This is a genomic window from Streptosporangium album (assembly GCF_014203795.1).
GTDB classification, from domain to species: Bacteria; Actinomycetota; Actinomycetes; order Streptosporangiales; family Streptosporangiaceae; genus Streptosporangium; species Streptosporangium album.
Genome location: NZ_JACHJU010000001.1, coordinates 2,249,944 through 2,265,687, shown reverse-complemented (window position 1 = coordinate 2,265,687; position 15,744 = coordinate 2,249,944). Strand labels below are relative to the sequence as shown.

The following is a 15,744-nucleotide window of genomic DNA, read 5'->3' as shown; positions in this document are numbered from 1 at the left end:
CCTTGTTGTCGTCGCTTGCCTAACCATCATCCGATCTACGCCGGTTGCGGTCTTGAAGATTCTTGCGGGCCGTTCTGTCGGCCCCTCCGGGTAGCGTCTGCGGCGTGCTCTCCGCCGTGACCCTCGCCGCCCGGCCCCAGTTCACCGTGGCCGCGGTGACCTGCCGCGCGCACCACACCCGATGGTCGGAGCCGGACGTGCGCGACGACCACCGGATGGTGCTGGTGCGACGCGGCAGATTCCGGCGGTGGGCCGACGGGGCCGATGCCGACCTGGATCCCACGATTGCCTACCTGGGGGCGCCGGGTGAGGAGGAACGGTTCGCCCACCCCGCCGGGGGTGATCTCTGCACGTCCGTGAGCTTCGAGCCCCGGCTCTGGGAGGGGCTCCGGGGCGGGACGACGGTGTACGTGGACGCGCGCGTCGATCTCGCCCACCGGCGGCTGCTCGCCGCCGCCGACGGTGGGGACGTCGACTACGCGCTCGCCGAGGAGCTGTTCCGGCTCATCGCGTCGGTCGCCGGACGGCCGGCTGACCGGCCGTGCCCCGCCGACCGGGCGCTCGTCGCGGCGGCCCGTGAGGCGATCATCGAAGGACACCCGGCGGCGGCGGGGCTCTGCCCGCTGGCCAGACTGCTGGAGGTCTCTCCGTACCGGCTGAGCCGGGTGTTCTCGCGGGAGGTGGGCGTGTCACTGACCCGCTACCGCAACCGGGTCCGCGTCGGCCGGATGATGCAGCGGCTCGAAGACGGCGACCGCGACCTCGCCGGCCTGGCCGCGGACCTCGGGTTCGCCGACCAGGCGCACCTGACCCGGACCGCCCGCGAGGACACGGGGGACACCCCGACCGCGCTCCGCCTGCTCCTCGCCCCGGCCTCCCCTGGCAGGGAAATGGTTTCCTCAGACAGGTGAGCCGAGTTCGAACCAGATCACGGTCCCGAGGGAGTCACGGTGGAATCCCCAGCGGGTGGCCAAGGCGTTGACGAGCGCGAGGCCCCGGCCGCCGGTGGCATCCTGGCCGGCGTCCCTGGGGCAGGGGACGGTCAGGGAGCCGGGGTCCTGGACGGTGATCAGCAAACCGTGGGGGACGAAGGCCACCGTGACGAGGAACTCCCGCGCCCTGCCGGGCTGCCGGGGCGGTCCGGTGGGGTGTTCGACGGCGTTGGTGGCGAGCTCGCTGGTCAGCAGGAGGGCGTCGTCAAGGCAGGGGTGACCGTCCCCGACGATCTCGGCGACGAACGCGCGGGCGTGCCTGACCTGGCCGGGCGCGGAGGCGAACCGCCGGGAGATCACCAGGCAGTCCACCGGCGCCGGTCCCAGACCCGGCGGCCACGTCATGCCGGGAGGTCGCACGGTGCCGCCGGTTGTGCGGAAGCGGTCAGTGAACGCGCCGATGAGCACGGACAGCAGTCGTGTCGCCATCTCCGTCACCCCTTTTCCCTCTGAGGGCAGGCCCGTACCGTCCGGGGGCATGCTCATACCGTCGCCCCCACCCGGTACGGCTCGCGCCTGCCGTACGGCGGTCGAGCCCCCGGCGGTGATTCACGCCCGTACGGCACGGCGGTCGCCACGGCCGGTCGCGGGTGGCGGTGGCGACCTGCGGGAGGAGGCGCGGGGTGGTGGACCCGGAGCGGGCGGGCCGTCACGGTGTCGGGCGCGGTACGTGGCGTATTGCTTGGCGTGGTGTGCGGCATGCTCCTTGGCGTGTTCGGGAGTGGCGGGCCGCACAGTCCGAGGCGCCGCCGCGCCGCCATGCGTGCGTGGACCTGCGCGGAGGTGGGCTGGTCCCACAGGTGGCCGGGCCGGTGCGGCAGGGTGGCCGCGTCGTGGGCGTACGGCGGATGGCCGCACCACCGGCACCCGAGCGGGGCCGGGGGCTGTTCGGCATGCCAACGGACCCTGATGATCCGGGGAGCTCCGTTAAGGTTGTGCACGGGTCGCACCTCCAGTGTGCGATCAAGGCTCTGCCAGGCGATTCGCCTCGCCTGGTGGAGCCGTTTCTGTGTGGGGTCATCGGCCACGTCCGTACGGTGGCCGGGTAGGAGGGCCCCTCTCTCCGGGGCCGTGGGCTCAGGCGCCGGTCAGACAGGATCTCCTGGTGTATTGGTCGTCGGCTCGGGCTGATGTGCCTGCCGGAGCTCCGCGCAGCGGGCCGCGATCCGGTGAGCGGCCCGGTTGGTCTCGTGCACCGGATTCGAGGCATAGACAGGCCGTGCCTGCCGGGCGTCCCACCCCGTCTGCCACCAGAACCGCTCCCCGTTGCACCACACCACCAGACCGGCCCAGACCGACACCAGCGCCAGTCCGTATCCGTCGTGCACATCGGAGACGACGCCCAGCGCCTCAAGCTCCTGTCTGAGCCGTCCGGCGGCTGTCTCAGCCGACGTTCCGTACGGGTGTCGTTCGTCGTTCTCGCGCTTATCTCTCCTCACGGAAAGTGAAACTACGAGCGCGAAGAGATGCCGACATCAGTGCCGTTGATACTTTGGCCAGGGGAGAAGCCAAAGACGCCATGGCGGGTTACTTTGAGGCCATGGCCTACTCAGACCCGGCGGCGGAGAGTGTGGGAACCCGTGTGCGGCGCGCCCGCAAGCGCGCCGGCATCACCCAGAGCGAACTGGCCCGGCGCGTCAGCCGAGCACAGTCCTGGGTGTCCGGGATCGAGAACGACAGCATCCCCCTGGACTCCATCGCGCTGATCAACACTCTTGCCCGTGCCTTGCGCATGCACCCCAACGAGCTGACCGCGCGTCCCTACCGGGGCGACAGCCCGAGCGAAGACCGGGGACACTCGGCGATCCCCGAGATCCGCCGTCACCTGGAACGATATGACCTCGACCCGGAATGGGCCGGAGCGGTACGGCCGCTGCCCGACCTCCGCGCGGCGACCGAGCGTGCCCGTTGGTTGCGGCGAGAGGCGCGCTACGCGGAACTGGCAGACGAGCTACCGGCTCTGCTCTCCGAACTTCAGGCGGCTACTCATCTGTATGCGGAGCCTGACCGGAGTGCGGCGTTCAAGCTGCTTGGGCTGACCTATCTGGCGGCCGACTCGGTGGTCTACAACCTGGGCTACGCCGATCTCTCCCTGATCACCACCAACCGCGTCCGATGGGCTGGAGAACGCGCAGGAGACCCCTACCACGACGCCGTTTTCGCCTATCTGCGGATACGGAGCCTGTGGGCCAGCACCTCGTGGAACGACGCGCTTTCCGTCCTCGATACGGCCTGCGCGAGCATCGAGGACGAATACACCGCAGGCCAAGCCGAGGCGCTCGCGGTCTGGGGTGGGCTCCAACTGAGGGCCGCGATCACCGCCGCTCGCAAGAACGACCCCGATGAGGCGTGGTCACGCCACCAGCTCGCAACCGAGGCGGTCACCCGGCTCGGCTCACGCCAGCGCACCAACTACTACGACCTCTCCACCAATCAGGCCAACGTCGATATTCACGGTGTCGCCGTCGCGGTCGAGCTGGGGGACGGGCCGCGGGCCGTACAGCGTGGGGAGGCTGTGCGACTTCCCAAGGACATGCAGGCCGGCCGCGCGGGACACCATCACCTGGATCACGCCCGAGGGTTGCTGTGGTGCGGAAAGCGAGAGGCCGCACTGGCCGAGCTGGAGCGTGCCGAGAAGATTGCTCCGATGCTCGTCCGCAACCACCCGATGGCCCAGCAGGCCGTACGAACCTTGCTGGATCTGGAGCGCTACAGCTATCGGGAACGCATCCGCAGGCTCGGAGTGCGCATGCATATCCTCTGACGCATTCGACAAGCCCTCTCAGGCGGGAACCTCAGAGAAACCGGCGCAGGGGTAATCCCGGTCAGGCACCTTGATCTTTTTGGCAGACTCGCTACATGGCCACCTTGGCTGATTGACTACAGCAGGAGCAGGGGAGAGAACCGTCGACCGAATCACACTCGCGCTCGTTTGGCGTAAGAACAGGCAGAGCGCGCAGCAGGACAACCGCGTGGAGACGGCAGACCTCCCCTGCGGAGGTCGTGCCGTACGGGACAGCAAGATCTCGAATGGGCCGATGCTGCGCTTCACCAGCAGTGAATGGCAGACATTCATCGGCGGCATCAAAAACGGAGAATTCGATGATCTGAGCCGCTGACCATCGGCTCGACCAGGCTCTCTACGGCTTTGTATCATTCCCGATCATGGAAGTATCCCGTTTTGGGATCGTCGGGTGTACCGATGAGCAAGGCGCGGTCGAGGAAGGCGTTGTTTGTCTCGCAGCTGGTTTCGGGGATTAGAACACAAGCATGGCAGGCTGCTAAGTTGAGGCTGTCGGCGCCACCTGCCGCCGCCTCCATGCATAGAGGATCGGCTGAGCACCAAGAGATGCGTTCCAGCGCTGACTCCAGGGAGGATTTCAGGCGGTGAGGCTCTCCCTGAACGACCAGGCCACCTAGGCTGCCGGCGGAATCACTGGTGGCGGTGTAGATCAACACTCCTGCCATCTTGTCTGAGACATACAGGCGTTCGCGTAGGGCAGCGGCTGGATATCCCGCATCAAGGCTCCATTCGTTGATCAGAGCATGTGCGAGTGTGTGCAAGAGAATAAATCGGGAGGTCAACGGGGACTCGGGAGGCGGTGACTTTTTCAACAATGCTGTTCTCTGGCGCAGATGAATCGTATGGTTGTGATGCAGTACCCTTGCCCGGTCAGTGGGGTTGCTGAGGCTCTCCCATCTCATCAAACGATCTTCATTGAGTCGCAGGAAGACCCCCTCGCCGATCACTTCGATCGCGGGAAGCCAGTCGACCTTGCCCAAGGAGAGGGAGGCCTTGCGATTGTCCGGATCGGAGAGGCCGGGAGCTTCCACTCGCACGAATGATTTCAGGGCGCGAACCTCGCGCAGCCGCTTGACGAGCATGTTCTGCGCGATGCCCATAGTGCGCAGTGAAGACGAGTCTCCGGATGGCCGAACACACTCAAAGTCTCGGCTTTCGGGGCCTTCATAAGTCGTCTGGATAAGTTTCTCGTACTCCTCGCGACGCAGCTCGCCAGCTGACTCGAACTGGCCGTCCTCGTCCTCGACTTGTTCGCTTTCAATCTTTTTGCGTTGCCGAACCGCAATTACCAGATCTTCGGTGGAGTATCCGGTATTATAAAGCATTCCATTCTGTTCTGCGACCGATGCAATAGTTTCATCGTCGAGATACTGTAGCACGTCATATCGGTCGTTTATGAGTATATGGATTCCTCCATTCCACGGGGGAATAGAGAGTGCGGATCGCACAAGAGGGAACCATGCGGCGGAGGAACCACGTTGGAGGGTGCGAGGAGACAGCGAGCATCTTTCGTGGGTGGCCTGCTTGCCCAGCCAAGGGCGGCCACCTCCGCAACTCACCTTGATGTTCCTCATGGCAAAACGGCCAAAGGCGCCTTCCATTGAGGCTGACGTGCGGCAGGAGCACTTGATGACAATGGAACGCAGAGCAGTGGTCCGGCCTGTCGTGTGCAGACTGAGCCTATGATCGGGGCCCGGTGGAACCGTTTGCCCGTTTTCGTCGTTGTGTACCCACTCGTGGTAGGGAAAGTCATCGAGATGTCCATATTCGCAGGCAACGACAAATCTCGACGGCGTCAATGGCTTTCCGCAGGCAGCGCATTCACTTTTGCCTGGAGGGGGGTTGAAATCCTCGAACGATTTTAGATTGTGCTCGCATCCGATACATGAGTACATGTGCGGGAAACGTCGCATCCGAACACCGTCTCCAGAAGGTGGATCGGATGCCGGTGGGAGACGGAATCCCTTGACCTTCAAATAGCGCCGTAGGCGTGTGTCCTGAATATCGGGTCGACCGACTACGTTCCAGCTGTCCAGGCCACTTACGATAAAAGACTGATCCTCGAAGGCGACCATCGCGCCAACGCCATATGTGGTAAGCAGCTGTGCCCGCCGTACGGCGCCGATAGGAGTGGATGACTCTGGATTATCTGAGTGATTTTTTGGTTCTTGTTTTTTGCTTTTATCTCGCAGTGCCATCATTTCTCCAAGTAAAGCTGTGATTCGACATCGACATCGCGCAGGCTCCATAGGGTGCGGTACGCCATGGTGAGATCTTCAGCATTACCGAAGGCTCGTAAGAGTGCCGCATCGGCTCGTCGTGCCGGTCCGTACGGGTGTCGCGGTGGCGCCTCGTACGTCAGCTGTGGATTGCCGGCCGCGAGGCGACGCCACTGTTCGATGATGTTCTTCAGCTCGACAACGGTGGCGCCATACTCCTCGGGGTCGACTCTCTCGACGCGGGCGAGGATGGCCTCGGACAGATCGGCGAGCTGTTCGACGAAGAGTTCGACGGAGGCCGCCGCCCCGTTGGATCGAGCTTGGGGTAGAGAGAGCCGAGCAAGCCCCACGAGAACGACGTGCAACGCACGGTCGCGAGCGCGAGCTGAGAACGGGGTCACGCTGGTCGACTCCACCTGGCGGTAGAGGGCAGAGTGGTAAAAGCTGAAATTCTCGTAGTGGGACCGGTCGCGCGACCGGGCGGAGTTGTACAGAGCGACCACCAGCCCGGGATATACACGACCGACACGGCTGGTTGCCTGAATGTACTCGGCGGTGGTCTGAGGTTGTCCCATGACAGCCATCAGACCGAGTCGGTCGACATCGACGCCGACGGAGATCATGTTGGTGGCGAGGACGGTATCCAGCGTGTTCCTGTCGGGCAGCGCACGTTTGAGGTCGTTGAGACGTGTGGGAATCTCGCTGGAACTCACTCGACTGGTCAGTTCGGTCGGCTGATCGGCTGGCCGCGGTGGGATTCCTATGCGCTCCGCCAGCACCTTGAGCTGGGCGTGGACGTCGTCGTTGACCTGTAGTTCGGCTGCGGCCAACAGTCGAAGGCTGTTGAAGTAGCCCACCAGCGTCCAGTACGTATCACGTACCGCGTCCTCTCCCTCCAGGACCTGCGCATGATGGAGCAGAGCGGCGTAGGCCCGGATCAGCAGTGTGGCCTGACTCGTACTTGAAGTGAGTAGCCCAACGTACAACCTGGACGCTTTTGCTTTTCGGGGTGTCTCGACCGAAAACCATGAGTCTCGTGCGTCGAGCCCGGAGGGAGGGAACTGACAAACCTCCCGATCGAACAGGGCTCTACCTTGTTCGTCTGATCGCCGAATCGTGGCTGTCGAAGCGATCACCTTAGGCTTTTTCGCCGCTATGTCGATTGCCGTCTCGTACAAGCCGGCAAGGGTGCCCAATGGTCCGGCAATCAAGTGAAGCTCGTCCTGGATGATCAACTCGGGAGGGCGGGCGGCGTCTCGACCGTCACGATTGAAGAGTGTGGCCACCTCCTCGCGCCAGGCGATCTGTGCGAACTTGTCGGCAGTCGCGATGAGCAGGGTCGGCCGGGCAGCATAGATGGCCTCGTCGACCACGTGAACCGGTAGTCCGTTACGGAAGGAACAGTCGTCGTCCGAGCATCTGACCCACATCTGGCCCCGGGCCAGATCCACTTCGTAGTGCCAAGCGTTCATCCCGCTGCCGCACCAAGGACAAACGGTCAACTGGACAGGGTTACGGGTCTGGAGAACCTTGTGATTGCGCAACTCTCGGATGCTGTCGCGAGCCTCCGAGAGGGTGTTGGGTGTCGCAGCCTGGCCAACCCACATTCCGACCGAGATTGTTTCGTCGCCGAGGACCCAAGGGGCGTTGATGCGCATGATCTCCATAGCGCAGATCAGGGCGGCGGCACGTTCGAACTGCTGCAGGGTGAGTAGGCGCAAGGTGTAGCGCATCAGTGCGGTGACCCCACCGCCGGCGGTGCCGTCACGAAGTCGTCGCAGGAAGACAGTGTAAGCGATTAGTCCCAGGTAGGCCTCGGTCTTACCACCACCGGTGGGGAACCAGAGCAGGTCCGCTATGTCGCGGTCGTCGTGGTCTGGATCGGTGATTCCGTCAAGACACAGCAGGAGGAAACCAATCTGGAACGGCCGCCATCGTCCCTTCTCTGGCTCTATCGCTCCGGAACGCCCCTCTTTTATCCAAGAAGTTCGTGCGCGTTGTACGGCCATGGCCTCATTGGCGAGTTGAAATGCCTTCAGCGCCCGATCGTCTTTTTCGAGCAGGGTGATTCCGTTGGCCATCCGTCTGCAGGCCCTGCGGCATCGCTCGATCTGTTCACGGGCGACTACGCCGTATTCGGTGTCGTGTAGTGCCTTGGCCTCTGCTGCTCGATCGGAGATCCAGGCCGTATAGCCATCGATGAGTCGACGGAGGTCGGCAACCAGGCGATCCCTAGGAGATTTGGCCAGATCCCACATGCGGAACATGGGGATGTCCGGGTTGGAGTCAGTGAGTAAAACATCACGAACGGGAACAAACGCTGTCCACACGGCATCGGTTCTGGCCGATACAAGCTCTTTGAGGCCATGTGGCGGAGGCGGTTGCCACTCCCAGTCAGCGGAGCAGCCATGGCCCGTCGCGAAAGCCGGCGCGTAGCGGTGTAAGAGTCTGCTTGTCAGGAGTTCGGGGTCATCACTGCCGCGAACAGAGGGGCGCTCAACGAGCCCGGCGACACCGCCTACGCAAGAAACACGAAGTGCGGGCTGGAAGAAGCAGTAGGCGTCACGGAGGGTGGAACGGTCGATCCGATGGGAGTTGACGAGCGTCACGGTTACTGCCACCGCGCCCTGGACCGGACGGCGAACACGCAGCCGAAGCTGGAGGCCGTGCGCAAGCGTAACCGTCGACTGTCCTTGTGCGGTGACGTTCACCGGCACCGGTGCGAGAGTGAGTGGTCTGCGTCGCCAGAAGGTGGTTTCCTCACGGGTCGTGCCGCGCTCGGCTCTAGCGGCGGCGATACGATTTCCCACTTCATCCACGGGCTCATACGTCGCGGCATCGACATCGACAGTCACTACGGGAGACAGAAGCGGATCGACGGCGAAGGTCAGACCCATCGAAGAGGGCAACTGAACATTGGCCATGGCCACACCGGAGTCCGGGACCTCGTCCACCGCCAGACCGGACGCCGCGAGATCTACGTCGTTCTCTCCAACCTCGCGGACGCGTTCGTCCTCGGGACGCAGAGGAAAGAGCACGCCCGAGATATAGGCGTTGCCAGGCAGGTCGTTCAGCTGCTCGTTCGATCCGCCGACCGGTCCCAGCAGATCCCTCTGGAGTTTTTCAACCAGCTCTCGCCTGAACCGGTAGTGATCGGTCAGCTCAGACATCTACGGATTCCTCGCGGCTCTTCTTCTCGTACGAAAACCAGGTAAGTCCGGTGAGCCGAGGAGCCAGCCATATGCCGTGGGGTCCCAGTCCGGAGGACGCTCCAGAAAGCGGGCTCCCCACAACTGTTTCGATGGCGTCCACTCGGGCCCCGGTGATGAGAGCCGGCCAGCTTCGGGGATTAGACCCTCTGCCGAGCTGCATATAGCGATACAAGGTGCTACGGAATGGATCAGAGACCGCTCCGATTAAGCGATCACTATGGCGGATCAGGTATGGCGGGCTGTGACCTTGGTCGTCGGTTTCATCGTTGACGCGCTCCAATACGAGTTCATCCCCTGTGAGCACCGCTGTTTCCAGGTACTGCTGCAACTCTGTCGGGTCGCCGGCAAAGCCGTAGGCTCCTGCCGGTTGGTCACTATGGACGTCTCCACTGGTCAGTTCCAGTCCGAGGCGCCATGACCGCTGCCAGTGATAGCGGCCCCAACGGTTGGTTCTATCGTCTTTACGGATAAATCGGGTGTCCGGAGCTGCTAGATGCCACAGGTCGTCACGGGGGCGAGTCATCGCCACGTAAAGCATGCGGGCCTCTTCGTCGGGATCAGTGCCCCGACCGTCCTGCAATGGGCCGGGGTCGGTAACCAGAACGCGATCGAACTCCAAGCCCTTGGCTCGATGGAAGGACGATACGAGGAGAGCAGAAGGTGGTTGCGCGGTGAGCTCGTCGGGGATCCGTCCGGAGACCAGCGCCGAGCGAAGCCCTACAAGATCAACAGTGCGTCTTCCCCGTGGAGACGAGTGGCGGATCAGGAGATCCCATGTCGTATCGCGGTCCAAATCACCGACTGATGGGACCGCCGGAAACACCTCGTCGAACTGGGATCGCGTCAGCTGGGACGCATCGACCGAACGGAAGAGAGCTGCCATCCATGCCGGAACGGCGCGATCCTGTGCGGCTCGTTGCAGCCGATGGGCAACCCCGCCTTTGTGTAGCAGTTCGGAGGTCAGGAGGGCTTGGCTATTGGTACGGCAGAGGATCGCGCTCGTCCCGTCGTACTTCCGGAGCGAGTCGCAGACGAACTGATCGTCTAGTGAGCCGAACTCCAGGGTGCCTCCCAACGCCGTACGCAGCCGGTTGTACAGGTGAGGACCGGGGGCGGTGACTCGATCGGTGAGCTGGAGTTTGGATCCGAGAGCTAGCGCAAGCCGAGCCTCTTCAGTCCGGGCACGGAAGTTCCTGGTGAGGTGGAGCTCTACAAGATCTTCCCCGAAGGTGTTACGCAGCCAGATAAAGAATTCGCCGGGACGTTCGGCGGGATCCTGGCTTTGGAAGCCGTAGATGGCCTGCGCGGAGTCTCCGACGACGGTGAACCCACAGTCGTAGCGACCGAGCAGCGCTTCGACCATCTCCCGGCGTTCACCCACCAGGTCTTGGACCTCGTCGATGACGACGTGACGGAGGGCTTCCTCATAGCGACCATCGGCGTCGCCTGCGTCGATCGCTCTGGTCGTTGCACGGATTCGCTCCTCGAAGTTCTGTGACCGCCAGTCGATATGCGAATCGATCTCCGACAGCAACTCCAACGCCCACGAATCGAAGGTCTGGGTTCGCACGTATTGGGCAGCCGCACCGTCGCGGGCGAGTCTGCTGCGGAGCTCTCGCACGCTGGCTCGGGAGAAGCTGAGCACTAAGATTTCCCGAGCCCTCAGCCCTTCCTCCTGGACCAACCGATGCAGCCGGCGCACCAAGGTGTGTGTTTTTCCTGAGCCTGCCCCAGCGGTGACCAGCGTCATCGCTTCTGCGGGCTGCTGGATCACCTCCTCCTGTTCTGGAGTGAGCTCTGGATCGCCCGCGTAGGGCCCGGTCACTTCTTGCTCCACAGGTGTTCGAATCGAGTGAATGCGAGTTCCGCGCCGAAGTTGGTGATGTTGTCACGGACATCCAAGATGAGACAGATCTCGTTACCGCCGTTCTTCGGACCTCGCAGGCCGCGGCCGATCATCTGCTGATAGACATTGGGACTGTAGGTGGGACGGGCCACCACGACGGCTCGTGTCGCCGGTGCGTCGAAGCCTTGGGCCAGCACGCCGTAGTTGGCGATGACGCGGATCTTTCGGTTACGGAAGTCATCGATCACGCGGGCTCGTTCCGAGGCTGGTGTTGCGGATTCGACGACCCGAGAAGAGATATTGCGGTCGTTGAGTCTGGCCACCAGCAGCCTGGCATGGTTGACCGAAGCCGCGAACACCAGCACCGGCCAATCGTCCGGCAGGGCAGCGATCTCCTTGATCAGCATGTTGTTGCGCTCATGGTCGGAGGCCAGTCGCTCCTCTGCACTGGTTGGAAGCCCGCGGAAGTCAATCGCCCTCCTGAGCTCGTCCTCGGTGAGGCTGATGGTCGCGCCACTCAGTGGTCGATGCTCCACCTGTGCGAGCACTCCCTCGTCCTGCAGGATGCTGTAAGGATCACCGTCGAACACCCCCTCGTCCAGACGCGTTGAACCGAATCGATCGACGAGAAGACGGGTCTGCTCTTCGTTCATGCCCCGGAAGGGCGTCGCGGTGAGACCGATGAGGGGACGCTCAGTCTTGGCGTAGGTGAGACCGAGCCGTCGGAAGATCTCGGTGTAGGTCGGGGCAAGCGCGGCGTGCGCCTCGTCCACAATGACTACTGCCGCCTGCCTGAGCCAGTCGTACTCCTCCTCGTCCAGGCGGTTCTTCAGCGAGTCGTCGATGGCGACTACCAGATGAGCGTTGGAGGTCACCGCGGCTGCTGAGTTTCCATCCCACAGCCGGCTGATCGTCAGCTGTTCTTTCTGCGGACCGACCTTGGACCAGACGAATTTCCAGCTCTGTACGGCCTGCTCGCACAGTTCCCGGGACTGGGCGATCCACAGCACCGGTCCCGTCACGCTGTGTGCCTTAATGGCGCGAATCACCGCCTCCACCGCAACGCGTGTCTTGCCCGCACCGGTCGGCAACGTCAACATGGCGCGTCCAGGGCGTGCGCGGTCGAGCAGTCGGAACATGTTGCTGGCCAACTGCTTCTGGTAGTCATGTAGGTCAGGGAAGTCGTTGGGGCCCTCAATGAGCTCCTCCGCCGGCATGGTGACACTCTTCGTCCCGGCGTAGCTTTCCGGCAATCCGAGGTTGCCGACGAATCGGCGTGCCGTGCCGTCTCCCTTGAAGGAGGTCGGCGCTTCGGGAAGTCGTGCCGCCAGGTCCTTGCCGTGGTGGCGGAGGATGGCTTCTCCGTGGGTGTTGATCGCGAGTTTCGCAACGCGTTGAGCATCGGAAACTCGGCCGGTTTCGGCCTGGTCGCTTTCCAACAATCCTTCTGGGAGACCTCGTCTCAGCGCCTCTTCTCCGATAAGAATAAGGATCTTGTCCGTTACCTCGGTAGCCTCACGAGCTTGCTGAACACGCTCGTTATCGCGTTGCTGCTCTCGCCGCTTGAGAATCGATCGGCAACCCACGTCTCCGAGTCCGAGTCGCAGCACCCGATCGATCGCCTTGAGGATCGCCAGATCATCCTCGGGCTGAAAAACCAACACGTTGCGCTCGGACGCCGCCTCGCTGAGTGTGTTCGACCGCATTCCGTTTGGAGTCCGGATGATCTCCCCCAGCTCGCTGCAGCGCACCAGGGACCAGCCGGTGACCTGGCTTCGATGGCTGATCTTCAGGTGAGGGAACTCGTCGATCAGGAGAGTCGGTTCGGACTGGGATACGTAACGAATCTCCTTTTCAATCACTGCGGAGACGGGCAGCATGCCCCATGTTTCGATCATCGCTTCCGCCGCCTCAGACGAGGGCGCGAGCAGAGCAGGGATGCTCTCGCGAACGAGTGCGTCGTACTCGTCGCGGACCGCGGTGACGGCGATCTCGCTATCGGGGTGCTCGGTTGACCACTTGTCGCCGATGCGACAACGTGTTCTGCCATTCTCCGGCCACTTGGCCTCAGCTTTAAAGAGCAGTGCGTACGCCTTGCCAGCGAAGTCGTCATCGGTGCTCTTAGCTGCTTGGAAGATGACGGCGTCCCAGATTCGCTGCGGGACGTTACGTAGTTCTGATGCCAACTTCAGTGCGGTCGCCACCATGTTGGGAACCTGGGCGACGGGCAGAACATCGCTATGCGCGGCCAGGTGTGGGCCGACACACGCGTCGACAGCCGACAGGCCCTGGGAAGTGGAGAGGTAACCATATTTCTGGGCCATCCACAGCAGTGGTGAGGGGATGTTGGTTCGGGTACCGGACTGGCTACCGTGCCGCACAGTCCAGCCTGTGACAAGGCTCCGCTCAGGGAGGCAGCCAAGGAAGGCGGCTCGCCCCTCTTCGGACAGCTCCATCAGAAAATGCAGTGGGCCAGAGGGATTGGCTCCCTCTATTTTCATACTCTTCAGCTGCGGGGTGGGCGCTGTAGAAGGGAGAGTATCGCAATAGGTCTGCCAAGCAGCCTCGACATAGGCGGTGAACCACGGCTCCTTACGGGGATCCTGTTCAGGAACGGGCCGATCGGCAACACCGATTCCTTGAAGAAGAGGAAGGTCGTCGCCATGGAAACGTAGGTCTACCGTGATGTGCTTGTCGCGTGATCCGTCCGACGGCACTACGGGACCGGGGAGCAGACAGCGCGTTGCCAGCTTAAAACCCCCTGACAGGACACGAACCTTGACGGCTAGCTCACTGCTGTTCCGTTCGAGTGCGGAGAGAGCTTTGACGGGGCCAGCCTGCCGAGCGAGCTGCCAGAAGGCGGTCCACTGGGTATCGCTGTAACCGAAGAAACCCTGGTCGACGATGGCTGCGAACCGGCCCGAGGCGTCCGCCTCCTGGATACCCAGGGTCTCCAGTGCGGAGACGACTTCTGGGTCCGTCAGAAGATCTGTGTGGGTGTACATCATCGTGTCGTGCAGCTCGTCGACTCCACTCCGGCGGAACACCTTACCGCGCGTCGGCGGTACCAGACCATCGTCCTCGGTAAGGAGAATCCTGGCCTTCAGCGCCTGGTCGGCCAATAGATGCCTCCTCTGCTGCATTTCTGCCACGATACGGACGGCCAGTGCAGATGCCTCTGGAGTTTTGTCGGAGACAAGGGCCTCCAGCCAGTCCTGGATCGTCGATGCCGTCCGCCCGCCTGCTTCACTGAGAATTCTCTCCGCGCGCGCCCTGCGGTCGCGCTTCTCCACGGAGTCGTGGCACCAGTCGGTGGGGCGTCCGCTGTAGCTCTGCCACATCGTGCGCCAACGCTCATCCAGGCCCGGCGGGTGAAGCCGCAAGCTGTCGGGGGTACGGAGACGACCGGTCTGGTCGGGAAGAGAGGGTTTCTGCGCAGTCGCAGCCCAGATGGCGTCGGTCAAGCTCTTGTCTGCCCATTGCGGTGCTTCACGGCCACGTCCGGGAAGAAGATCGATATAAGTGGCAGGATCCTCGTCGACCGTCAACTCGGGAAGGGAGTCCACAACCAGTTCTGCCGCGACCTGAATGAGCTCGTCGTTGAACCCGTTCTTGTCGAAGAGGTTCTGTCGATCTTCTGAAGTCTTCCATGGCGCGTTCAGAATGCCGCGCAGAGTGGTGGCGTAGTTGGTGGGAAAGTAGGCCCAGAAAATACCGCGATCGCGAGCCCGGTCGGGAACGGCCCACGAGATGTCGATCTCTGGACGGTCATGGAGTTCGCCGGCGGCCTGGAGCGCGGAGGTACTTGGCCGATGAGTTCGGGTGAAGACCCGCCACTTGTACTCGACGCTTTCATCGTTGGCGCGCACCTCCTGCAGCGTGCGTCGAGCTCCGTCGATCCCCTGGAAGATCTGTCGTCGTACGGGGCGTCCGCTACGCCAGTCCTCCAGGGTCACGGCTCCGACGTGGGCTGAGAACAGGGGGAATTCGACGGGGAACTCAGCAAGGTCATTGCCGAGTCTTCTCACGCTCTCCGGCCTGAGCGGAAGTCGTACGACTGTCGTCGCCCACCCCATCAGGTCGTTCAACACCGGATCTGAGGCTCGGGCCTTGGCGGGATCCAGCACCTGTGCCATACGGAGCACGGGCGTCTCCTCGGCATCGGGGTGAACTGCCTTGATGCGCCCGGCGGACCATGTCCGGTCGAAGCCGAAGCCGAACTCGATCTCATCGGCCCTGCTGAACACCTCGGGAGCGTCGGAGATGCTGAGAACCGACTTGAAGCCAACACCGAACCGGCCGATCTGACCACCGCGTTTGCGCGAGACACTCATCCGAAGAATCGTGTCGGCACCTGCGGCAGTTACAGGGTTTCCCTCGTTTGCGCAGTACAGATGCGTTGAAGTCAGAACGACGCGTACCTCTCCTCCGCGGTCGTCTCGCATCTCGTCGGCGCCGTTCTGGACAAGCTCGTACACCTGACGCTCGCCATAACCACCCTGGGTGATTCTGCGCTCACTGTTCGCGTGCTCTTGGATAAGGCCGGGGTCGACCTCGTATGTTTTCAGAACTCTGCGGGATTGCTCGACCACGATCTGAACAACGGGGGACTCGTCGATGCTGCCGGCCACGGGACGATCAACTCCTGGGGGATCTTAAATGCGGGGGCCGT

General features: G+C 62.9%; 10 protein-coding genes. 3 read left to right on the top strand and 7 right to left on the bottom strand.

What is annotated here, in order from left to right; genetic code table 11:
- The first annotated feature begins 104 nt into the window (after positions 1-104).
- Positions 105-911: a helix-turn-helix domain-containing protein gene (locus FHR32_RS10670; RefSeq protein ID WP_184754162.1), complete on the top strand. Its 807-nt coding sequence runs from the start codon at positions 105-107 to the stop codon at positions 909-911.
- On the opposite strand, the gene FHR32_RS10665 is transcribed toward FHR32_RS10670, so the two are convergent.
- From FHR32_RS10665 to FHR32_RS10655, 3 genes are all read right to left on the bottom strand, one after another.
- Entirely contained in the window at positions 900-1,421 is a 522-nt protein-coding gene (locus FHR32_RS10665; RefSeq protein WP_184754161.1) for an ATP-binding protein, read from the bottom strand. The two genes, FHR32_RS10670 and FHR32_RS10665, sit on opposite strands and share 12 nt — an antisense overlap.
- Before the next feature lie 53 nt (positions 1,422-1,474).
- The gene (locus FHR32_RS10660) at positions 1,475-1,933 is read right to left on the bottom strand and encodes a hypothetical protein (protein ID WP_184754160.1); all 459 of its coding nucleotides are present in this window, start codon (positions 1,931-1,933) and stop codon (positions 1,475-1,477) included.
- 147 nt (positions 1,934-2,080) lie between these two features.
- Positions 2,081-2,431, bottom strand: coding sequence for a hypothetical protein (locus FHR32_RS10655; RefSeq protein WP_184754159.1), 351 nt, complete (start codon positions 2,429-2,431; stop codon positions 2,081-2,083).
- 80 nt (positions 2,432-2,511) lie between these two features.
- On the opposite strand from FHR32_RS10655, the gene FHR32_RS10650 reads away from it, so the two are divergent.
- Positions 2,512-3,756 carry a helix-turn-helix domain-containing protein gene (locus FHR32_RS10650; RefSeq protein ID WP_184754158.1) on the top strand — a complete coding sequence of 415 codons (1,245 nt, stop codon included), beginning with the start codon at positions 2,512-2,514 and terminating at the stop codon, positions 3,754-3,756.
- A 112-nt stretch (positions 3,757-3,868) separates the two neighbouring features.
- Entirely contained in the window at positions 3,869-4,111 is a 243-nt protein-coding gene (locus FHR32_RS10645) for a DUF397 domain-containing protein (RefSeq protein ID WP_221465352.1), read from the top strand.
- Positions 4,112-4,145: 34 nt separating this feature from the next.
- On the opposite strand, the gene drmB is transcribed toward FHR32_RS10645, so the two are convergent.
- The 4 genes from drmB to FHR32_RS10625 are packed head-to-tail and all read right to left on the bottom strand — an operon-like array spanning position 4,146 to position 15,703.
- Positions 4,146-5,993: an MrfA Zn-binding domain-containing protein gene (drmB, locus tag FHR32_RS10640; RefSeq protein WP_184756466.1), complete on the bottom strand. Its 1,848-nt coding sequence runs from the start codon at positions 5,991-5,993 to the stop codon at positions 4,146-4,148.
- Positions 5,993-9,184, bottom strand: a complete 3,192-nt coding sequence (locus tag FHR32_RS10635; protein WP_184754157.1) for a helicase-related protein — start codon at positions 9,182-9,184, stop codon at positions 5,993-5,995. Before FHR32_RS10635 ends, drmB begins: the two co-directional genes overlap by 1 nt.
- Positions 9,177-11,051 (bottom strand): UvrD-helicase domain-containing protein, encoded by a 1,875-nt coding sequence (locus FHR32_RS46640; protein WP_221465351.1) that lies wholly within the window; start codon positions 11,049-11,051, stop codon positions 9,177-9,179. The genes FHR32_RS10635 and FHR32_RS46640 overlap by 8 nt, the downstream gene beginning before the upstream one ends.
- Positions 11,048-15,703 carry a DEAD/DEAH box helicase gene (locus FHR32_RS10625; protein ID WP_184754155.1) on the bottom strand — a complete coding sequence of 1,552 codons (4,656 nt, stop codon included), beginning with the start codon at positions 15,701-15,703 and terminating at the stop codon, positions 11,048-11,050. Before FHR32_RS10625 ends, FHR32_RS46640 begins: the two co-directional genes overlap by 4 nt.
- Positions 15,704-15,744 lie beyond the last annotated feature (41 nt).